General features: G+C 58.1%; 15 protein-coding genes and 1 riboswitch. Of the genes, 5 read left to right on the top strand and 10 right to left on the bottom strand.

Annotated elements, in window-relative coordinates; translation table 11 throughout:
• Nucleotides 1-16 precede the first annotated feature (16 nt).
• The 9 genes from ACOYXE_RS15700 to ACOYXE_RS15660 all read right to left on the bottom strand — a co-directional run bounded on the left by ACOYXE_RS15700 (nucleotide 17) and on the right by ACOYXE_RS15660 (nucleotide 11817).
• Nucleotides 17-247 (bottom strand): cysteine-rich CWC family protein, encoded by a 231-nt coding sequence (locus ACOYXE_RS15700; protein WP_460926259.1) that lies wholly within the window; start codon nucleotides 245-247, stop codon nucleotides 17-19.
• Nucleotides 240-1727 (bottom strand): sensor domain-containing diguanylate cyclase, encoded by a 1488-nt coding sequence (locus ACOYXE_RS15695; protein ID WP_460926258.1) that lies wholly within the window; start codon nucleotides 1725-1727, stop codon nucleotides 240-242. Before ACOYXE_RS15695 ends, ACOYXE_RS15700 begins: the two co-directional genes overlap by 8 nt.
• Nucleotides 1728-2003: 276 nt before the next feature.
• Nucleotides 2004-3776, bottom strand: coding sequence for an allophanate hydrolase (atzF, locus tag ACOYXE_RS15690; protein ID WP_460926257.1), 1773 nt, complete (start codon nucleotides 3774-3776; stop codon nucleotides 2004-2006).
• A 24-nt stretch (nucleotides 3777-3800) separates the two neighbouring features.
• Entirely contained in the window at nucleotides 3801-7448 is a 3648-nt protein-coding gene (uca, locus tag ACOYXE_RS15685; protein WP_460926256.1) for an urea carboxylase, read from the bottom strand.
• Between the two features lie 278 nt (nucleotides 7449-7726).
• Nucleotides 7727-8368, bottom strand: a complete 642-nt coding sequence (locus ACOYXE_RS15680; RefSeq protein WP_127926182.1) for an urea amidolyase associated protein UAAP2 — start codon at nucleotides 8366-8368, stop codon at nucleotides 7727-7729.
• Nucleotides 8369-8379: 11 nt separating this feature from the next.
• A complete protein-coding gene (locus ACOYXE_RS15675) occupies nucleotides 8380-9105 on the bottom strand; it encodes an urea amidolyase associated protein UAAP1 (RefSeq protein ID WP_160060059.1) in 726 nt (241 codons plus the stop codon).
• A gap of 25 nt (nucleotides 9106-9130) precedes the next feature.
• Nucleotides 9131-9919: an ABC transporter ATP-binding protein gene (locus ACOYXE_RS15670; protein ID WP_460926255.1), complete on the bottom strand. Its 789-nt coding sequence runs from the start codon at nucleotides 9917-9919 to the stop codon at nucleotides 9131-9133.
• The gene (locus tag ACOYXE_RS15665; protein ID WP_460926254.1) at nucleotides 9916-10731 is read right to left on the bottom strand and encodes an ABC transporter permease; all 816 of its coding nucleotides are present in this window, start codon (nucleotides 10729-10731) and stop codon (nucleotides 9916-9918) included. Before ACOYXE_RS15665 ends, ACOYXE_RS15670 begins: the two co-directional genes overlap by 4 nt.
• 18 nt (nucleotides 10732-10749) lie before the next feature.
• A complete protein-coding gene (locus tag ACOYXE_RS15660; protein WP_160056524.1) occupies nucleotides 10750-11817 on the bottom strand; it encodes a putative urea ABC transporter substrate-binding protein in 1068 nt (355 codons plus the stop codon).
• Nucleotides 11818-11880: 63 nt separating this feature from the next.
• Nucleotides 11881-11981: riboswitch (guanidine-I (ykkC/yxkD leader) on the bottom strand.
• Between the two features lie 283 nt (nucleotides 11982-12264).
• Between ACOYXE_RS15660 and ACOYXE_RS15655 the strand changes: the two genes are divergently transcribed.
• From ACOYXE_RS15655 to ACOYXE_RS15635, 5 genes are all read left to right on the top strand, one after another.
• A complete protein-coding gene (locus tag ACOYXE_RS15655; RefSeq protein WP_160056526.1) occupies nucleotides 12265-12528 on the top strand; it encodes a hypothetical protein in 264 nt (87 codons plus the stop codon).
• A 181-nt stretch (nucleotides 12529-12709) separates the two neighbouring features.
• The gene (locus tag ACOYXE_RS15650; RefSeq protein WP_150706204.1) at nucleotides 12710-13117 is read left to right on the top strand and encodes a hypothetical protein; all 408 of its coding nucleotides are present in this window, start codon (nucleotides 12710-12712) and stop codon (nucleotides 13115-13117) included.
• A gap of 196 nt (nucleotides 13118-13313) precedes the next feature.
• On the top strand, nucleotides 13314-14558 hold the full coding sequence (locus ACOYXE_RS15645) for a glycosyltransferase family 4 protein (protein ID WP_160056528.1): 1245 nt from the start codon (nucleotides 13314-13316) through the stop codon (nucleotides 14556-14558).
• Between the two features lies 1 nt (nucleotide 14559).
• On the top strand, nucleotides 14560-15414 hold the full coding sequence (locus tag ACOYXE_RS15640; protein WP_460926253.1) for a hypothetical protein: 855 nt from the start codon (nucleotides 14560-14562) through the stop codon (nucleotides 15412-15414).
• A 2-nt stretch (nucleotides 15415-15416) separates the two neighbouring features.
• Complete coding sequence (locus ACOYXE_RS15635) at nucleotides 15417-20978, top strand: calcium-binding protein (protein WP_460926252.1); 5562 nt, start codon at nucleotides 15417-15419, stop codon at nucleotides 20976-20978.
• 66 nt (nucleotides 20979-21044) lie between these two features.
• On the opposite strand, the gene ACOYXE_RS15630 is transcribed toward ACOYXE_RS15635, so the two are convergent.
• Nucleotides 21045-22157: an enoyl-CoA hydratase/isomerase family protein gene (locus tag ACOYXE_RS15630; RefSeq protein ID WP_460926251.1), complete on the bottom strand. Its 1113-nt coding sequence runs from the start codon at nucleotides 22155-22157 to the stop codon at nucleotides 21045-21047.
• Nucleotides 22158-22182 lie beyond the last annotated feature (25 nt).

Genomic DNA, 22182 nt, shown 5'->3' with positions numbered 1-22182 from the left:
TGAAGGGGCGCGCATCTTACGGGATCGGCCGCTTGGCCGCTTGCAGTTGCGCCTCGACCTGCGCGCAACGCGGGCACAGGCAGGATTGGTTGCGCAGTTCTGGCGGCAGTGCTTCAAGCACGGCCAGGTCGATGCTGACGCCATAGCACCAGCATTCGCGGTCGGCGGTGCGCGGGTCGGCAAGGCTACAATCGTTGCGGGCGCCGCAGGCCGGGCAGTGGTCGGGTTTAACGTCGGAATCAGGCATAAGTCGAGTGAGGCATTTCCACGCAGGTGCGATTGCGGCCGGTTTGTTTGGCTCGGTACATCGCATGATCGGCCCGCGACAGCAGGCTGTGCAAGGTGTCATCGCGTTGCAGGGTGGTGGCGCCGATGCTCACCGTCAGATTGAGGCGATGGCCGTCGTAGGCATATTCGTGCTGTTCGACATGTTGGCGGATCTTTTCGGCAATTTTCTGACCGGTGTCGCCGTCGGTGTCCTTCAGTAAAACGATAAATTCCTCACCACCCCAGCGGCAGACAATGTCGGCGTGGCGCAGGCAACTTTGCAGGTCGCGGGCAAAACCGATCAACACCTGATCGCCGGCCATGTGCCCGTAGGTGTCGTTCAATACCTTGAAATGATCGAGGTCGAGCAGCAATGCCGTTAGCGGTTTGGTCTCGCGTTGCGCTTCGTGCAGGGCTTGTGCGGCAAGAATGTCGAAGCCACGGCGATTGGGCAGTTCGGTAAGACTGTCGAGAATGGCCTGCGCCTGGATTTTGCTTTGATAGCGCTTGATCACGCGATTGAGCAACGCCAGGACAATCAGCGTCACCAGCAGGCAGATCAGCAGATTCAGGTACAGCGACTGACGGATTTCACTCAACGCGCCGTCTTCGCGTTTATCGACGAATAGATACCAGTTCAGCTCCGGGATAAACCTCACATTGAGGAAATGGCCCTGGCCGTGGGCGGAATATTCGTAGCTGCCGCTGTGCGGTTTCGGCAACTGGCTGACCAGACTCTTCATGCTTTCCAGTTCACTCAGGCTCTGGCCAATGTGCGCGCCTTCCGGACCGCCTTCGGCGCCGGTCAACACCAGTCGGCCGAAGGTGTCGACGAAGTACACGCTGCGTTGATAGCGCTGTTGATACTTGTCGATCAGCTTGATCACGGCGTCCACGGTCAGACCGACACCCGCCGCACCGATGAAGCGGTTGTGGTAGTCGTAAACCTTGTAGTTGATGAAGAAGGTCAGGTTGTCCTTGTTGGCCAGATCCGGGTCGACGTTGATCTCGTACGGATCCTTCATGTCGCGCACACGGAAGTACCAGGCGTCGCGCGGTTCATCGACCTTGACCTGCTTGAGCACGCCTTTGGCGTGGTAGTAAGTGTGGCTGGCGTTGGAGACAAAAAACGCGGTGTAGGCGCCGTAGTGGGTCATGACCTCGTCGAGGTAACGAGTCATCTGCTCGGGATTCTGCTCGCCGTTGACCACCCAGTCGCGCATAAAGGTGTCCCGGGACATCATCGAGGAAATCAGGATCGGCCTGACGAGGTCTTTCTGAATTTCCGAGTAGACCGTGTCGGAGGTCAGCGGCAGTTCGGTGTTGACGATGTTGTCGCGGATCGACGCGCGGGAGGCGTAGTAGCTGAGCAACGACGTGGCAAGGAAACCGGCGCCGAGCAGGGCGATCAGCGTCAGAACCAGTGAGCGTTGCGAGTACAGGGGAGAACGAAGCGGCATGGCGGTTCCGTTGGCAGTGGCCCGATGGCATGCATTCTAGTGGGATGGCCGGGAAAAGGCTGCGGGATTCATGCCTGAAATGGCGGGGGATATGACGTTGAGGGAATGTCAGAAGGATCGCTCCCTCACCCCAGCCCTCTCCCGGAGGGAGAGGGAGCTAGATTGTGGTGATTTCAAAACCTGAGTTCGCCTCGGTTTCACCGAATGACAACCACCTGACAAACACCTCGGTCAGTCCCCTCTCCCTCCGGGAGAGGGCTAGGGCTGGTTTCTGGATCAGCTCCGAGTTTCAAGATACGCCCGCCAGCCCCCCAAATGACTGATGTCTTGTGCACCTTCCAAACCATACGGCTCACAAATAAACCCGCTCTCCCAACGCCCATCCGCCAGTTGCACCTTGCCCAATCCCAGCGGCGCCGGAATCCCAGTGAGGAACGAGCCCAACTCACTGCTCGGCAATTCCCACACCTCCACTGCAATCGCCACACCGCCATCCTTGACCCGCACCATCCCCGGCCGTAATGGCGGACCGCCGGCCAACGCGTGCAGTTGATAGTCCGGTGAGCTCAACGTCGATTCCAGCAACCGCCCACCTCGTTGGGTCAGTTGCCAGTTCAACGCCAACCCTTGCAGATGCGCGCCACACACCACGATGCGTGCACGATCATGGCGTGCAACGTTCGTGGGTGTCGGCAGGGTCGGGTCCTGCTGGCGCTGCATCGCATCCGCGAGACTCAACAGATATTGATCGGTAAACGCCCGGCCAAACAGCGTCACGCCCCACGGCAATTCATTGGCCATAAACCCGCTCGGCACGGCGACGGCGGCGTAGTCGAGCAGGTTCATGAAGTTGGTGTAGTAACCCAGTTCCGAGTTGCGCAATACGGGTTCGGCGTGCAGTTCGGCGAGTGTCACCGGGCGGCCAATGGTTGGCGTGAGCACACAGTCGAGGCCTTCGAGGGCCTGATCGCACAGGGCTTTCAGGGCTTGCAGCCGATATTGCGCGCGGAAAGTCTGCACGCCGGTCACCGCCGGCGCCTTGGCCAGTACGGCGCGGATCACCGGTAAAACCGCCTCGGGATTTTTCTCCATCAACTCACCCGCCACGCTATAGCGCTCGGCAACCCACGGCCCTTCGTAAAGCAAACGCGCAGCTTCGAGGAACGGCGAAAGATCCAGCTCAACCGCTTCGCCACCCAAGGGCTTGAGCCGGTCAATGGCATCGCCGAACAGCAGTGGCCCTTCGACGCAACCGAAAAACTCCAGATCCTGTGCGCGCGGCACGCCGAAACGAAACGCCCGGGGCGCACCAAACGCCGAGCCGTCATTCCACGATGGATTGCGACGGCTGTACTCATCGCGCGGATCAAGTTTTGCCGTCAACGCGAGCAACTGACTGGCCTCACGCGCCGTCGCGGTAAACGTGGTCACGCAATCCAGCGTACGACACGCCGGCAGCACACCGGCGGTGGAGATCAGACCTTTGCTCGCCTTCAATCCGACCAGATTGTTCAGCGCCGCCGGCACTCGACCGGAGCCTGCGGTGTCGGTGCCCAAAGCAAAACTCGCCACACCCAGCGCCACCGCCAGCGACGAACCGGCGCTGGAGCCACCGGACGGATATTCCGTCAGCACGCTGTTCGGACAAGCGCCATACGGCGAGCGACTGCCATTGAGTCCCGTGGCAAATTGATCGAGATTGGTCTTGCCCAGCGGAATCGCCCCCAAGGCGATCAACTGCTCGATGATAGTCGCCGAGCGCTCCGGCACATAAGCAAAGTCCGGGCACGCGGCGGTGGTGGGAATGCCCGCCAGATCAATGTTGTCCTTGATCGCAAACGGCACGCCATACAGCGGCAGACTGTCGAGCTCGCGACCGTCGAGAGCGGCGAGATAGGGCTCCAGTTCTGCGACGCTGAGCAGGTGGATGAACAGGTGGTAATCCGGGTTCAGCGCGGCGGCTTTCTCGCGCAGTTTCGGCAGCAGTTGACGTGGTGTGGTGTCGCCATTGCGATAGGCCTGGCGCAGAACATCGAGTTGCAGATTCATGAGTTGATCCTTATCCAATTGGCTTCAGTCGAGTGCCAGCACCACGACCCGTTGTCCGGCACGCACCGCCGAACCGGGCTGCACGCGGATCTCGCGCACCACCCCGGCCATCGGCGCGAGCACCGGGATTTCCATCTTCATCGACTCGAGAATCACCAGCACATCGCCTGCTGCGACGCGACTGCCGGCCTCGACCTGCACCTGCCAGAGATTGCCGGCAATGTGGCTGTCGACGCTGTGTTCACCGTCGGCCAGCGACGCATCCTCAGTCAATTCCGCCACGGCTTCTTCGCTGTCGAAATGCGCCTGACCGCTGGCGATCCAGCGTTCGCGCTCGGCATTGAATGCGCCTTGTTGCTGAGCACGAAACGCGCTGATGCTCTCGGCTTCACGATTGAGAAACGTCTGATACTCGGCGAGGTTGAGCTGGCTGTGTTCGATGTTGAGATCGAAGCGGCCCAGCGGGAAATCGCGGCGGATGCGCAGCAGTTCTTCAGCGCTGACCGGGTAGAAACGAATCTGATCGAAGAAGCGCAGCAGCCACGGTTTACCATCGAACGCGGCGACTTCGCGGTAGCGATTCCACATCTGCAAAGTGCGCCCGACAAACTGATAACCGCCGGGGCCTTCCATGCCGTACACGCACATGTAGGCGCCGCCGATGCCTACCGAGTTTTCAGCGGTCCAGGTGCGCGCCGGGTTGTATTTGGTCGTGACCAGACGATGGCGCGGATCCAGCGGCGTGGCCACTGGCGCACCGAGGTACACGTCGCCAAGGCCCATCACCAGATAGCTGGCATCGAACACCGTGCGCTGCACTTCGTCGAGATTGGGCAGGTCGTTAATGCGACGGATGAACTCCAGATTGCTCGGGCACCACGGCGCGTCCTTGCGCACGGTGGTCATGTATTTCTCGATGGCCAACTGGCAGGCCGGGTCGTCCCACGACAACGGCAAATGCACGATGCGTGACGGTACTTTCAGGTCGTTGGCGGCGCACACCGCGTCCCATTCACCGGCGATTATGCCGAGCAGATCGGCGAGTGGCAGTTGCTCCGGCTGGTAGTGGATTTGCAATGAGCGAATGCCGGGGGTGAGGTCGATCACGCCGTGCAGGGATTTGTGTTCCAGCGCTTGCATGAGGGCGTGGGCGCGGAAGCGCAGAACAAGATTGAGTTCAGGCTCGCCGATTTCCAGGAGTAAATGGGTGTCGCCAGAAACCCGCGCAACAAGCCGCCGATCCCCCTGACCCAAATCCAGCACTACAGGTGACATCAAACCCTGTGGGAGCGAGCCTGCTCGCGAATGCGGTGGATCAATCAATTCTGATGTGTCTGAAATATCGCCTTCGCGAGCAGGCTCGCTCCCACAGGGGAGATCCCATTTCAGGGCGAGATCACGAGCGGTCTTTAGGTCGACAGGGATGAACAGGATTTTATCGCCCGCCTTGAGCTGCCCAAGTTGCCACAGATCCGCTTCAATCACCGTCACCGGGCACACGAACCCGCCAAGGCTCGGGCCGTCCTGCCCGAGGATCACCGGCATGTCACCGGTAAAATCCACCGCGCCGATGGCATACGGATTGTCGTGAATATTCGACGGATGCAACCCGGCCTCGCCACCGTCGGCCCGCACCCACTCCGGTTTCGGCCCGATCAGCCGGACTCCGGTGCGGCTGGAGTTGAAATGCACTTCCCACTGGGTTTCAAAGAACGTGCCGATGTAGTGTTCCGTGAAATATTCCGGTGCGCCGTGCGGGCCGTAAATCACCCGAATCTGCCGCACGGCGGGCAACGCGGTGATGTGTTCTTCAGCCAGTTGTTGACTGCTGCTGCGATCACTTAAAGCAGGCACATGCAACACGTCCCCCGCACGCAACGCCCGACCACCATGCCCACCAAACTGACCCAGAGTGAAAGTACTTTTGCTGCCCAGATAATCCGGCACCTGCAAACCGCCGCGCAGGCACAGATAACTGCGTGCCCCGGCGCCGCTGATGCTGCCCAGATGCAACGTCGCACCCGCCGGGATCAGCAGGGCGGTATTCATCGGCACGCTTGCACCTTCAAGCGTCAGGGCAATCTGCGCGCCGGTCACCGCGACCACCGCTTCACAATTGAAGCGCAACAAAGGTCCGCTCATGGTGATTTCCAGCGCCGCCGCACCTTCAGCATTGCCAAGCAAGCGATTGCCCAGGCGCAGCGCGCGACTGTCCATCGGCCCCGACGGCGGCACACCAACGGCCCAATAACCGAGGCGGCCGGGATAGTCCTGCACGCTGGTTTGTGTGCCGGCGCTGAGCACTTCGAAAGTGTTGGCGCGATAAACCAGACTTTCCAGGCAACGGGTCCACGGTTCACCGCTGGCGAACGGCGTGTCGAGGAGAATCTGCCGCAGGTAATCGCGGTTGGTTTCCACGCCATACAACAGACTCTCGCGCAGCGCTTGATGCAACTCGGCACGCGCCTGTTCGCGAGTCGGCGCCCAGGTGATGACCTTGGCGATCATCGGATCGAAATACGGCGGGATCTCGCAGCCGGCCTCGACCCAGGTATCGATGCGCAGTTGAATGCCGTTGGCCGGTGGAAATTCCACTGCCGTCAGCAAGCCCGGGCTGGGCTGAAAATCGCGCCCTGGATCCTCCGCGTACAACCGCGCCTGAATCGCATGGCCCTCGGGGTTCAGCTCACGATACAAGTCGCTCAGCGGCGGCAAATCTCCCGCCGCCAGCTCAACCATCCAGCGCACCAGATCGACGCCCCAGACCTGTTCGGTGACGCCATGCTCCACCTGCAAGCGCGTGTTCACTTCGAGAAAATAGAAGCGTTGCGCCTCGCTGTCGAAAACGAATTCCACTGTGCCGGCGCTGCGATAATTCACCGCTTTCGCCAGTTTGATCGCTGCCGCGCACAGCGCATCGGCCATGCCGTCCGGCAGGTTCGGCGCCGGGGTTTCTTCGAGGACTTTCTGATTGCGCCGCTGCACCGAGCAGTCGCGCACGCCGAGGGCGATGACCTCACCGCGACCGTCACCGAACACCTGCACTTCCAGGTGCCGGGCGCGCTGGATGTACTTCTCGATAAACACACCGGCGTCGCTGAAGTTGTTCTGGTCCAGACGTTTTACCGCTTCAAACGATTCGCTTAATTCAATGGCGCATCGGCATACACGCATGCCGATGCCGCCACCGCCGGCGGTGCTTTTCAGCATGACCGGGTAGCCGACCTGTTCGCCGGCAATCAGCGCGGCGTCGAGGCTGTCGAGCAGTTCGGTGCCTTCGAGCATCGGTACGCCGTGTTGTTTGGCGAGGGCGCGGGCGGTGTGCTTGAGGCCGAACACGCGCAGTTGTTCGGGCGTTGGACCGATGAAGGCGATGTTCTGCGTTTCGCAGGCTTCGGCGAACGCGGCGTTCTCTGACAGAAAACCGTAGCCGGGATGGATCGCCGTGGCGCCGCTTTGTTTGGCAATGGCGAGGATCTTTTCGACGGCCAGATAAGTGCCGGCGGCGGCGCCTTCACCGAGGCTGTGGGCTTCATCGGCGTGCAGGATGTGCAGGCTGGCGACGTCGGCTTCGGAATACACGGCCACGCCTTTCACCTGCAAAGATTCAAGGGTGCGCAGGATGCTGCAGGCGATGGCGCCACGGTTGGCGATGAGGACTTTTTCGAACATGGCATAACCCCTGAAGGGGGAGCGGGCCGTCCCGCTGTTTTTCGACAGACATCCGGGCCGTCCCGGATGAAAAACACACTTCAGAACACCACCGATCCCCTGTAGGAGTGAGCCTGTTCGCGATAGCGTCGGATCGGTCAAAACTCATGTACCTGACACACCGCTATCGCGAGCAGGCTCACTCCTACAGTTTGATCTGTGGTGGTTTCACTTTTTCAAGCACTGCCCGGAGCGCGCCTGGCACAGGGCGAAAAGCCAACGGCGCAACCGGCTGATTTTCAGTTCCATACCAGCAGCTCCGCAGGTGTCGGGTTGTAGGCGTTGCACGGGTTGTTCAACTGCGGGCAGTTGGAAATCAGCACGATTACATCCATCTCCGCACGCAAGTCGACGTACTTGCCCGGCGCCGAAATCCCGTCCTCGAACGTCAGTCCGCCGTCCGCCGTGACCGGCACATTCATGAAGAAATTGATGTTCGGCCCGATGTCGCCTTTGCCCAGTCGGCCGTCATGGGCGCAGGCGCGCAGGTAGTTGTCGCGGCAGCTGTGCATGTAGCGTTTCTCCAAGGCGTAACGCACGGTGTTGCTCTCCTGCGCGCAGGCACCGCCGAGGGTGTCGTGGCGCCCGCAGGTGTCGGCGACGATGGTCAGCATTGCGTGGCCGAGGTTGGAATACAGCACGCTGCCGGTGCTCAGGTAGACGCTGTTCTGCCGGCGCAAAGTGCGCTGCACGTCGTAGCGTTCCTTGGGATTGGCGAGGCTGTAGAACAAGGTATCGACCGCTTGATTGCCTTCCAGGTCGAGAATGCGCAGCGTCTGCCCAGCCTTGACCTCCATCAGCCAGGGTTCCCCGGCCGGGATCGTGGCGCGGTACACCGCTGTGTCGGGTTGGTTTTGCGAAGTGGCGATAGCAACTGACATGACAGCGATCCTCAGGCGAACAAACGGTCGGTGTTGATAAAGCCGCGCTCATTTTCCGGGCGCGAGTTGCGGCAGTGTTCGGCGACGCTGGCGTCGGCGTTCATCCAGCTCAGCTTCAGTGGTTTCGGTGCGTATTCCGGCGACGGGTCCATTGGATGTTGCAGCGCGGTGAGCACCACCAGCGTGTCCATCGGCGCGTACAATTCGATGTAGTCGCCAGCCTTGGAGTTGCCCTCGACGAAGTGGAAACACCCGGCCTCATCGACGTTCACACGGCTGAACAGATTGAGCGTCATCAGCAGATCCGACAGGCCCAGCCCCCACTTGCCGAGCTCCACCAGCAGGTTGTCGGTGCCGTTGCGGAAGAAGCCGTTGCGCAGTTCCTGATAGCGGCCCTGACCGTACTTCTGCGCGACTTCTTCGGCGCAGAGCACACCGCCGAGGCTGTCGCTCCAGCCGCAGGTGTCAGCAGTGATTGCAGCCAGCACGCGGCCCATGTCCGAGTACAGGCAATGGCCACTGGTGAGCTTGGCGGTGTGTTGGCATTTGAGGCTGTCGGGCAGGTTCAGCCGCTCGGTTTTTTCATTGGCGTTGAGCAAGGTCAGGCTGACGTTGGCGCCGCCGCGCAGATCGGTCAGGCGCAGCAATTGGCCGCGCTTCAACACGAAGGAACGGTGGCCGCCGCCGGGGAGCATTTCTTCGGCAAACGGTGGGAACAGTTGAGTCGAATCGGTCATCGGCTTATTCATTGAAGAAGTCCTCTCAAGCGGTGCGAAGGGCGCCTGCAAGTGGCAACGGCAGGGCGTCGACGGCGGCGCGTTGGGCGCGGCGGTCGCTGTTCAAAGGGATGTCGTAGGTGATGCGCGCGCCATAGGCGCCGGGGGCGTGCGGGTCGAGGCGAACCTTGTCGAACACCAGCAGACGCGTGCCGAGGCTGAAGCCTTCGGACAGGTCATGGGTGACCATGAACACGGTCAGTTTGGTCTCGCGCCACAGCTCCAGCAGCAACGCGTGCATGTCTTTGCGGATGCCCGGATCGAGCGCGCCGAACGGTTCGTCGAGCAGCAACACCCGTGGTTTCATGATCAGCGCCTGGGCTATCGCCAAGCGTTGCTGCATGCCGCCGGACAGCTGCGCCGGGTATTTGTCGAGGGCATGGCCGAGGCCGACTTTATTCAGCAATGTCGCCGCTTGTTCGCGCGCCTCACGTTTGGCAATGCCGAACAGCCGACCGAGCAACGGTGCACGCGGCAATTCAAGGCCGAGGGCGACGTTGTCCAGAACGCTCAAATGCGGGAACACCGAGTAGCGCTGGAACACTACGCCACGGCTGGCATCCGGTTCGCTGGCCAGCGGTTGACCGTCGAGCAGAATCTCGCCGCGGCTCGCTGTTTCCTGACCGAGCAGCAGGCGCAGGAAGGTCGATTTGCCGCAACCGGACGCGCCGACCAGGGTGCAGAACTCGCCCTCATTGACGCTCAGGTTCAAGCCTTCTAGCACCACCTGATTGGCGTATTGCTGCCAGACGTTTTTCACGGTGATGAAGCTCATTTGGCCGCCCCCTCATACCAAGGGAAAGCGTGACGGGTCAGGTATTTCAGGCCCCAATCCATCAGCCAGGCGAGGAGGGTGATCCACACCACGTACGGCAGAATCACGTCCATCGCCAGATAACGCCGCACCAGAAAAATCCGGTAGCCGAGGCCGTCGGTGGAGGCGATCGCTTCGGCGGCAATCAGGAACAGCCACGCTGAACCGAGCATCAGCCGCAACGAGATCAGCAAGCGCGGCAGCAGTTGTGGCAACACCACCCGCAGCATCAGCGTCCAGGTCGAAGCGCCGAGGGTCTGCGCCTTGATCAGCAGTTCGACGGGAATTTCCCGTGCGCGCTGTTCCAGGTCGCGAGCGAGGGCCGGGGTGATGCCGATCACGATCAGCATGACTTTCGACAACTCGCCCAGACCGAAGACGATGAACAGAATCGGCAGGATCGCCAGCGGCGGCACCATCGACAGCACCGTCAGCAGCGGCGACAACGGCGCGCCGAACAACGGCAGCGTGCCGGCGGCGATGCCCAGGCACAGGCCAGCCAGTGCGGCAATGCCGAGGCCGATGGCCAGGCGTCGCAGACTCGACGCCGTGTCCTGCCACAACAGGTAGTCACCGGTGCGGCTGTCGGCGTTGAAGGCCAGGCGTTTTACCGCGTCGCTCATCTGCACGGCGCTGGGCAGCAGTTTGTCGTTGGGGTTGTCCGCCAGGCGCTCGGCCGAGCCCATGAAGTAGGCGAACAGCAGCAAAGCGAACGGCAGGATCACCAACAGCAGGCGACTGGGGCGATCCGGGTGGCGATTGATCAGGCGCATGGCCAAATCCTCCGTGGCTTACAGCTTGGCGTCGGCGGCCATCTGCACGTAGGTCGGATCGAAACGCAGCTTGAGGTTGCCGGTATCGCCACTGGTCACGCCGTTGGCGAAGGCCATGCCGACCGCGCTGGTGTCTTTCGCGCCTTCACCCAGCAAGCCGTGCTGGAAGGAGAACTCGGCGACCTTGCGCATGGTTTCCGGTAGCTGTTTGCTGGTGGCGAAGTTCAGCGCTTCGCTTGGCGTGGCGAACAGTTTGGTGGTGTCGAGTTGTGCCTGGAATCCAGCGAGGTCGGTGCCCGAAGCTTTGGCCATATGCTCCAGCGCAGCCTTGCTCGCGGCGGTTTTGGCGTTCATCAGTTCGACCACTTCGAACCACGCGCCGGTCAGCGCTTTGCCCAGCGCCGGGTTGTCTTTGAGGGTGGCGCTGTTGACCACCATCATGTCCATGATCTCGCCGGGAATCTGGCTGGAATTGAACACCTCGGTCACACCCGGTTTGGCCTTGATGTCCGAGAGCATCGGGTTCCAAGTAGTGACGGCGTTGACCTGTTCGGTGTTGAAAGCGGCGGAGATATCGGCGTCGGAAGTGTTGACCACTTTCAGGTCTTTCTCGGTCAGGTCGACCGAGTCCAGCGCGCGGGCCAACAGGTAATGCGAGACCGACAGTTCGACCAGGTTGACGTCCATGCCCTTGAGATCGGCGACTTTCTTGCCGTCGCCCTTGAGGACGATGCCGTCGTTGCCGTTGGAGAAGTCGCTGACGATCAGCGCGGTGCTGTCGACGCCGCCCGCCGCCGGAATGGTCAGCGCGTCCATGTTGGTCATGGTGCAGCCGTCGAACTGGCCGGCGGTGTACTGGTTGATCGATTCGACGTAGTCGTTGAGCTGCACGACGTCGATCTTGATCCCGTACTTCTTCGCCCATTTGTCGACGATGCCCTGGCTGCCGGCGTATTCCCATGGCATCCAGCCGGCGTAAATCGTCCAGCAGACGCTGAAGTGGTCTTTCTGGGCGGCGGGGGATTGGGTACTGATGAGCGCGGCGAAGGCGGCGGCGAGCAGGGCGGGCAAACGTAGTCGGGTCATGGTGGCTTCTCCAGTTGATCAAGGGCGGACAGGAAGGCAACGCGGCACCGCGAACGGTGGCTTGTCTCCCGGGCTTTTGTCCCGCCGTGTAACCTCAACTGGAGGTCGCCAACTCTCGGACCAGCCACTCGCGATTGCGAGCCGGAACCCTAGTCAGCCATTGCAAATTGTGGTGCCGCGAACCTGTGATGACTCCTGCACGGGTTTGCTAAAGCGAGACGCGTGCCAAGTCGCGACAGGCGCTCTGGTACGGGCGCGCGGGTTGCTTAGGGTTGGCGGCGAGGGCGCTGAGGCGCTTTGTGTTGGTGCGCGGCTGCACCGTGATGCAGCGTATCAGCCGCTGATCCGATGGTTTTGGGTTGTTGGCACTCGGCATGGCTTTGCCAGTCAAAACAGATGTCAGCCGGTCTGTGCCGACTGCTGTCGCGGGTCTTTCAGGAGGCCGCCATGCTTATTCAGAAAACGTTGCGACGAGCGCTGCTGGGAGCGGTGCTCGGTTTGGGTCTGTCCGGTTGTTATTACTACGCCGGACCCTACGGCGGTTACCCCGCTACTTACTACTCTCCCGGCTATTACTCACCTTATTCCTACGGCAGTTATTACGGCCCGCGCTACTACGGCGGCGCGCGTTATTACTACGGTGGCTACGGGTATCGAGGCGGTTACGGACGGGGTTATCACGGCGGCGGATATCACGGTGGCCACCATTAATCAGCGGCTGAATGACAGCGTTTTTGCGGATGAACAAGGTTTCATCAATCACTTGTTTCAACTTGTTACGGGAACGCACCAGATGCCAAAAGCGCTGTCTGATTTTTCGACAGTCACCGATTAAATGACTGTCGCCTGCCAGCGTCGCTGGTGTGGCCAACCCGCGGTCCAGGAGGCCGCCATGTATAGACGAATTCTTCTACTTGCTGCGTTGATGTTTTCCGTTGCCGGTTGCGTCCCGTACTCCTACGCGGACTCGTATTACAGCTCAGAGGTCTACACATCACCTGCACCGGCCTATTACAACACGGGTGGCACGTATTACAACGGTGGCAGCAGGTATTACGCGCAGCCACGCTACTACCAGCCAGCCCCGCGGTACTACCAGCAACCGCGCTATTACCAATCGGCGCCGCGTTACTATCAACCGGCTCCACGTTATTACGAAAGCCGTCGCTGGCACGGCAATGATCGCGGGCGTTGGGATGGTCATCGTCGCGGCGGTTGGGATAACGATCACCGCGGTCGTGGCAACTATGACCGACACAGCGGACGTGGCGACCACAATGGACGTGGCAACCGCTGGTAAATCCACGCAAATGAAAGCGGCGCTATTAGCGCCGTTTTTTTATGCCCGTCGAAAAAGTCGTCCCGTTAGCCATCTCCTAGGGCATTCCCAGACGCTTCCTACAGTTTCATTTCCTTGCATTTGTTAGCGTTTGTTCCTGCCGAACGAGGTGAGCAAAACTCAGTTCAATAGCGGCGAATAAACGGACGATGCCGCTATGAAGCTTCTTGTGATTCACCAAAACTTTCCGGGCCAGTTCCGTCACGTGGTGCTGGCAGCGATTGACAGGCGTTATGAGGTTTTGGCGATAGGTCGGGATACGGCGCCGGGTATCGCAGAGGTGAAAATATATCGATACCGCGCTGCCAGCAGAGCCGCGGGCGATATTCACCCCTATCTGGCCCGTTACGAACAAGCGGTGACTGATGGACAGAAGGTTTTTGAAATTCTGAGCCGACTGAAACATTCGGGTTATCGGCCGGACGTGATTCTCGCTCATCCCGGATGGGGGGAAACGCTCTTCGTCAAGGATGTCTATCCTGACGCGCCGCTTATTCACTATTGCGAATATTACTATCGGGCGCAGGGCGCGGATTCCGGATTCGACCCTGAATTCCCGCGAGCCACAAGAGAGTCTTCGAGGCTGCGAGTGCTCAATTCGCTGCATCTTTTGAATCTCGAGCAATGTGACATTGCCATTGCGCCCACGCGGTGGCAGCGCAGTCTGTTTCCGGCCGCTTATCAGTCGGCCATTCGGGTTATTCACGAGGGCGTCATTCAAAGTTCCTGTTTGGCGAAAGTTGGGGCCGTCAGGTTGCGCAATGGCGTCGAACTGAGAGCCGGGCAGCCGATCGTTACTTATGTCGCGAGGAATCTTGAGCCTTATCGCGGGTTTCACAGTTTTATGCGAGCGATCCCGCATATTCAGGCTGGGTGTCCCGATGCGCAGATAATCATAGTGGGCGGTGATGCCGTCAGTTACGGGCGTAAGCCGGTTGGCTATGCAAATTGGCGCAGCAGGATGGAGGCAGAGGTAAGTTTCGATCATTCCACCGTCCATTTTACAGGGAAGCTTCCTTACCAGACTTACCGGGCAGTTCTGGACTGTTCAAAGGCTCATGTTTATTTGACGTATCCGTTTGTTATGTCGTGGTCGTTACTGGAGGCGATGTCGGCTGGGTGCGTGGTAGTAGCGTCGGATACGGCTCCGGTAAGGGAGGTGATCGTCGATGGTTACAATGGAATGCTGGTGGATTTCTTCGATCATCACGGTATCGCCAAACGTATTACCAAGGTTCTTGATTCTGTTGATGAGTACGACAGCCTGCGCAGCGCCGCGAAGTTGACGGCGAGCAGATTTGATGTGGAGTACGGCACGACACAATACTTTGAGGTATTTGAAAGCGCGACGTCCGGGCATCTGAAGAAACAGCCTGCTCCTCAGTTTGACAGGGAGATTTGAAATGCTCCGGATGTCGCGTAAGCAATGGGTTAAATGGTTTAAGAAGTTGTTGAAGTATGGCTTGTTTGTTTATGTCTGTTATTGCGTGGTGGATTTTTATATCCGTGAAGAACAAGTCGCCGAGGCGATGGCAGTCTATTACGCGGATCAGGAGGCCTGTCAAAAGAAGCTGGCGAGCATGAAGCAGGTGCCCATACTGGGCGGCAGCTATGTGGATAAGACTCTGGTGCCGGAGTTTTATGTGGGCATGCCTGAACTGGCGAATAAGAAAGCGTGTCTGGCCAATACGCTCAAGGGGCATTTCTGGTGGACCGGGACGGGTTTGCACCGGTACCAGGATCAGAGCCTGAAGTCGATTCCTGAAAGTTGGCGTCTTTATAAATTGACCGCCGGGCTTTATACAAGAAAAGAGACTAGCGAGCCCCATGAACGGGGCTATCGGCACGTCAACTGGCCGGATGAGTTGATGGTGAAGTTGAAAAATTATCCGGGGTTAGAGATTTGGCTGGATGCTCCGCCGCCGCATTTCAAGAATGTGGATTCCGTCAGAACGTTTGTCATTACTGGCTGGCCGCGGCGTGATGGCACCCCTCGGTTGATAGGCTGTGACGGTTTGATTCGCCCGGCTTCCGAAGAACAACTGACTGACGAGAAATTGGCAAGGCTCAGCAGAGCAGAATTGGAAAATCTGGATTTTGGCAAGTTGAACTTTTTCTGCACTGTCAATCTGGATAGCTTTGACTTTGCTGGGGGGCACGGCAGCGTAGACCTCGGTCTATCGTCATTACGCGAAGCACCTGAGATGCTCAAGTTTCTCAGTGATTATCTTTCACGCTCAGTTATTACAAGGAAGTAACGATGAGTTATGTTTTTAGCGATATGGAAAAAACAGCGATCTTTAACGCAGCCAATATTTGCAAAGGTATGAGGCTTCTCTCAAAAAAAATTGAGTACGAGGCACTGGGAATGGCGGGGGCTAGCTGCGCTCCCCTGTATCAAAAACTATTCGAGATTATTGGCGGAAGAGTTTCCGACGTTACCGCTGTCGATAAAGAGGCTAGAAAAATTCTGAAAAGCGCCAGGCTCTGGCTTGCCGTGGCCATTGATGCCAACGGTGGAAACGGTGCCTACTCCGCCCTGATTCGCGGCTACACCTCGCGGCAAGGTGAACTGAGATTGAATAAAATTTTCAGTGAAAACCTGATGCAGCTGTCATCCAATCAGGTCGCCGTCAATTTCATCAATACCTTGATCGACGGATCCCTCGCGGGTCGGCTGGCACCCTGGACGGTTCCATCCATCAGCCAGATTGCAGAGATTGATGCCAGTGCGATCGGCAAGGCACTGTTTAGTGAGGCTTGCGGAGAGAAGGATACAGCCGTGAGCCATAACGCCGGCTGGTCAGGGACAGTCGGATTCAGCCTGTTGGGTGGAGCGCCGCCCTATGAAACCTGGAGATTGATCTCCGCTGGTGATTCGCAAGGGGAAGATGGCGGCACGCCGACTCAAGCAAAAGCCAACAGGCTCGATGACTATAAAAATATCCTGTTCGCCATCGATTCCTACAGCGTCGGATTGCGAGCGGCGATCAGCAATTTCGGCGTCAACCCATTGCAAAGTCTGCTTTCCGTCGTGCCAGAGCAAATCAATATCGCGCTCGCCAGTGGCAGCCTCAATCCGCTGATTCAGCATGTCGTTCAAGGCACGTCTGTTTCCGCCGCAGTCGACCTGATATTGCGCTATGGCCAGAATGAATTCCTGGACATGTTCAAGCGCACCTACGACGGCGATTCAGCAGCGCCAGCTACCACCGATGAAACCTTCGCCACCAACGCTTACGCATTCTTCTCGGCATTTTCACCAGAGCAGTCCCAAAGCATCGTCACCCGTTCGATAGGCGAATACGGAAACGCCAATTCATGGGCAAAACTGGCTGGCGAGTCGACACCCATCGGCGTGGCGTTGCGCAATTCCCTGAAGCAACTCAGCGAGGTCGTCATAGAACGAGCTGACGGTTACCCCGGACGCGAACTGGCGCTCTACGATCCGTTGACCGGCGAAGGCTTCATCACCGCGCAATGGCTTGCCGATCGTGCGCAGATGTTGGCCCGGTTGATTGCTCGAACTCAGGGCTCGTTTGGAGAACACTCGCTGCAGAAGTTTTCCTACGTCGATCTCGCCTCAGCCAAACAGGTGCCAATGACGACCGGTGTGTTGAACCCGCTGGTCATGTTCGGCGATGACGGCTCGCGGTCTTTCGCGGGCGGTACGAACACTGATCATCTGTATGGCGGCGCGGGCAATGACACGATCAACGGGCTGGCAGGTCACGATGTCATCGAGGGTGGGGGCGGCAACGATTTGCTTGGCGGAGGCGACGGCAATGATGCGCTGTACGGAATGGCCGGTGATGATGTTTTGCGCGGAGGAAAGGGTAACGACTCTTTGATCGGTGGCGAAGGCAGCGACCGCTATGAGTTTTCCAGCGGTGATGGCATCGATGAGATCTTCGACGCCAACGCCAATGGGCAGCTGTGGATCAACGGCGCGCCGATTCCTTCACTCAAACGTCGCGCCCCTTTGAGCAATATCTGGTGGACCGAGGATCAGGCCATCACCCTGACCCTCATCGAAGAACTCAGCGAACCCACGCTCAATATCAAATATGGCCTGAACGATCTCGTCGTTATCAAGAACTTCCGCCCCGGGATGCTTGGCATCCGACTTCCCGAATACCAAGGCCATACGGTCTCTGCTCCCGATCTGGTTCTCCAGGGCGATTGGAAAGCGAAAGATATCGAGCCCAATGTTCCCGGTGATCAGTTCTCATACGATGAGTTGGGCAACGCCTTGCTATTGCCCAACGTAAAACAGAGAAACAAAGCCGATGTGCTTTACGGCTCTGCAAAAGACAACGTCATTCTCGGACTTGGTGGAGCAGACCGATTATTCGGCAAGGACGGAAACGATCAGTTGTTTGGCGATAAACAGATGACGCTCGAAAAGGCCATGGCCGCTGGCGACTCTAAAGGGAAAACAGCTCGAGGCGATTGGCTTGATGGCGGTGCTGGTCACGATTTGCTCATCGGTACGGCATCCCAGGACGTGCTTCTGGGCGGTAACGATCGGGATACGCTGATTGGAGGTGCGGGAGATGACATCTTATCAGGCGATGAAACGACCGGCGCGCTAGAGCAGAAATGGGGATTCAAACGCGTCGAAGTGCTTATAGACGGTGGTGTCACCAGTCACCGAACTGTCTTTTCAAAGGCCTCCTTTAATAGTTCGACGCAGGGCGATAACGATGTTCTCTACGGCCAGGGCGGCCGCGATGTTCTCAATGGTGGATGGGGCGACGATCTGCTTGATGGCGGAACTGAAGATGATCTTCTTGGAGGGGATGGCGGGAATGACACCCTGGCCGGAGGAAGTGGTAACGACACATTAATGGGAGACAACCTCGATTGGGGCGGTGGCCTGCAAAGTAAACACCATGGCAACGATGTATTGGACGGTGGCAGTGGCGATGATTGGCTCGCTGGTAACGGTGGAGCCGATGCGATTTATGGTGGCTCAGGCAATGACACTCTCCACGGGGATGACGATGTACTGAACGGCGTTGCCGGTGACGCCGCCCACTTTTTTGCAAATGACCTGCTGGACGGTGGTGCGGGAGACGACAAACTTTTGGGCGGCGGGGCGAATGATCTGCTGTTCGGAGGTGAAGGTAACGACGCGCTGGCCGGGGATTATGCGGAGCATCCAATTCGGTACCACGGCAATGATTTACTTGATGGTGGAGCGGGCGATGACACACTTCAGGGAATGGGTGGCTCCGATACCCTGATCGGTGGGGCAGGAGCTGACGCGCTGGATGGCGATGTGTCCAACCTGCAGTCAGGTGGAATCAACAATGATTACCTTCAAGGCGATGAAGGAAACGATACCCTTCTGGGAGGCTTGGGCGCCGACACGCTTTATGGCGGCGCAGATGATGACATTTTATCCGGCGACTACGAGCAGACAGCCGAAGCCGAACATGGCGCAGATTATCTGGACGGTGGTTCAGGCAACGATACCTTGCTGGGCGGTGGTGGCAACGACACGTTGTTGGGCGGGGAGGGTGGAGACCACCTTCGCGGCGATTCCGGCAATAACGTTTTTGATGGCGGGGCCGGTAACGACGTGATGGAGGGCCATGACGGCGCTGATATTTACTATTTCGGGGTGGGTGATGGTCTTGACGTTATCACCGATTCAGGTGGCAGCAATATCATCAAATTCGGGGCGGGGTTTTCTGCGCAAAGTCTAAAAGCCGACATCATTGATGTTTCCGTAGGCCGGGTATTGCGGGTGTTCAATGGCGAGGGTGACGCCATCCTTATCCGGAATTATGAAGAGTGGAAGAATTCAACGTTCACATTTAGCGATGGTGTCATTCTCGGCTATCAAGAAGTCATGAAAAAAACGCTGCCAGCTGTAGAAGTCAGCGAGCCGCCGGCAGGGGATGTGCTGGCCAAAGAAGAAGATAAAGACATCATTGCAGACGAAGCCCCGGTTGCTGTTCCGGACCAATCAGGGATCGTTGTTCCTGGTGAGGAACGAAGTAATGCCATTGATCATAATGTTGGCTGGACCGACAGGTTCCTGGCGGAGCTCAATGCAAAGCGCTCCGCAAGCAGGCATTTAACAGGCTTTACCCTGAGCAAACCAGGTGTTTGGATTCGGAGCTATATAGCCACCAGCGATACGGGATATATCACCCACACTGACGTGGTAAATGAAAGCACCGAAACGGGTACATTGTCTGAAACACCTCAATGGATGGGGCCTGCCACTGGTGACGCGGTATTTAGCGAAAGACAGACAAACTCTACATCCCAATCCAGTTTTCGAGAGGTAAAGAAAGAGGGCATTACGGCGCCGTCATCGCTGAAACCGCATTATTTTCGATCTGGCACTGCCAGCGGTTTTTCATTCAAAATCGGCGACGTAATTATCGCGGATAGAAAAGATTCAGGCGCTATTGAAGGGTGGTACGTCTATCCCGCTGAAAGTTTCGCGGCGGACGAAACTGTCCGCAGGGAATTTCGGCGGGATGTCACAACTGAAACGGTCAAACATAAAGTTGTCCACGGCGACGATGCCGGTGGGCGAGTTAATGTCGAAGTCGGCAATCTTTTCCAGGGTGGTGCAGGCGATGACCTGATCGTCGCCGATTCCGGTTTTCAACTTGATTATGGCTCTGTTAATGACAGGATACCGGGTGCCTTTCTGTCCGCCGGGGCAGGCAACGATACCCTGCTCGGTTCTGAGGGCGCTGATTATCTAGTAAGCGGCGCAGGGGATGATTACCTGTACGGTGAAAACGGTGCCGATACTTACATCGTGCAGGCGCATGCTGGCGCAACGACCATTATCGCGGATGTGCAGAATCCGGTTTTTCTTCGACCTGAAGTAGGTGTTGCCGGATGGAAGGACGAGTATGGATTGGTCGATCAAGATACTGTCGTGCTTCCAGAGGACGCGACGCAGGAGAATTTGCAGCTCAGTTGGGGCGCAACACTCATTGAAACGGTAAATGTTGAGTTGGCACCTGATCCACGTCGTGATGCCTATCGACATCCGCCGCGGGCGAAAATGCTCTATTCGACACTCGATATTAAATGGGGTGGGTCGCAGAAAGTTCGCATTGTTCTACCCAATGTCGGAGATGTCGAGGGTTCCGGCATTGAGATTATAAAATTTGCAGATGGCTCAAGCGTTACTCTCAACGAGCTGTTTGGCTCCCGTCAGCTGGGTCCTGCCCCGGATACTTATCACAATGGTCTCTTGGTCGATAATGCGGCCAGTGGCAAATCTATGAGAGATGGTCAAGCGCTGCCACTGGTGGGAAGTCACGGTAATGACACTCTAAGCGGCGCAGGTGAAATCAGAGGTATGCAGGGACATGATGTGCTGTTGGGGAGTGTCGACGATGATGTGCTGCTCGGCGGTCCCGGTAATGACACATTGTCTGGTGGTGCTGGCAACGATCTCTATAAATACGATGGTCTTGGAAGAGACTTGATTAACAACACCGGGGGTGGGATCGATGGAATCGATTTTTCTGGTGTGGATCTATCTATTGAACAATTAAGGTTTCATCGCGATCAGGATGATCTTGTCATAGTGGTCAGTTATGGCGTGGGGCCCAAGATTCGAGTGGCTAATGATTTTTCTGGAGGCGAAAGCGCGATTGGGTTCATAAGGGTTAGCGGTGAAGGAAAGACAGTTCAAGACTACACCGCAATGCAAATTGCCGAACGACTGCATCCTCTTCCACCACTGCGTGATGTAGAGGATATTCTTGTAAAGGAAAATGAAGAGTCGCAACTCGCATTGGCCGAAATAATTCAGTTCTACGAACTGAACATGTGACCGCGATAACTTCAGATTGAGGGGACCGCGATGGGACCCAGAGGTGATCATCGCGGGCAATCAATCTCAATACTGCGTCAAATCCGCCAACGGATGCCGCCCCTCCCAGACCTTGTGAAAGTGCGCTTCAACCACCGCATCCGGCACATTGTTAATGTCTGGCCAATGCCAGTGCGGCTTCTGATCCTTGTCGATCAACCGTGCGCGAACCCCTTCGCTGAACTCCGGATGCCGGCAGCAATTGAGGCTCAGGGTGTATTCCATCTGAAAGACTTCGGCCAGTGACATGTGTCGGGCACGGATGATCTGTTCCCAGACCAGATGCGCGGTCAGCGGCGAGCCTTCGCTCATGGTTTTCGCCGCGCGGGAGATCAACGGGTCGTTGCTGTCGCGTTGCAGGCTAATGGCTTTCCAGGCGCAGGCGATGTCGCTGACATCGAGCAATTCGTCGATCTGCTGGCGACGCGGCAGCCACTGCGCCTCGGGCATCTGCGCCACGGCTTCCTGTTGCAAGGCCTTGAGCAGACTGTTGAGTTGCACGTCGGTCTGTTCCTGCCAATTGAGCTGCAGCAGGCCTTCGATCAATTGCGGCTGCTGCTCGTCGAGCAGGAAACGATCGGCCAAATCCAGATCGATTGCATCACGAGCGTTCATGTGCGCGCCGGTCAGTCCGAGGAACAAACCGAGCTTGCCCGGCAATCGCGCGAGAAACCAACTGGCGCCGACGTCGGGATACAGACCGATGGTGATTTCCGGCATCGCCAAGCGGCTGCTCGGCGTGACGATTCGTGTGCTGGCGCCTTGCAGCAAACCCATACCGCCGCCAAGCACATAACCATGGCCCCAGCAGATCAGCGGTTTTGGATACGTGTGCAAGCTGTAATCCAGACGATATTCCGCGCTGAAAAACTGCGCGGCCAGCGGTGGTACTTCGCCAGGGTGGGCGCGACAAGCCTCAACCAGGCTGCGCACCTCGCCGCCGGCGCAGAAGGCCTTGGCGCCATTGCCGCGCAGCAGCACGCAGACGATTTGCGGATCTTTGGCCCAGGCGTTCAACTTATCGCTGAGGGCGTTGATCATCGGCAGCGACAGCGCATTCAGCGATTTTTCGGCATCCAGGCTGGCGATACCGATGCGGGCGCCGTCGGTGCCGGTGAGTTCTTCGAAGTGCAGATTCATCGTGACCTCGATCGGGAATTTGAAC

The organism is Pseudomonas sp. MC6 (genome assembly GCF_054790575.1).
Note: the sequence above shows the minus strand (reverse complement) of the source record. Positions and strands in the feature narration are given on the sequence as shown.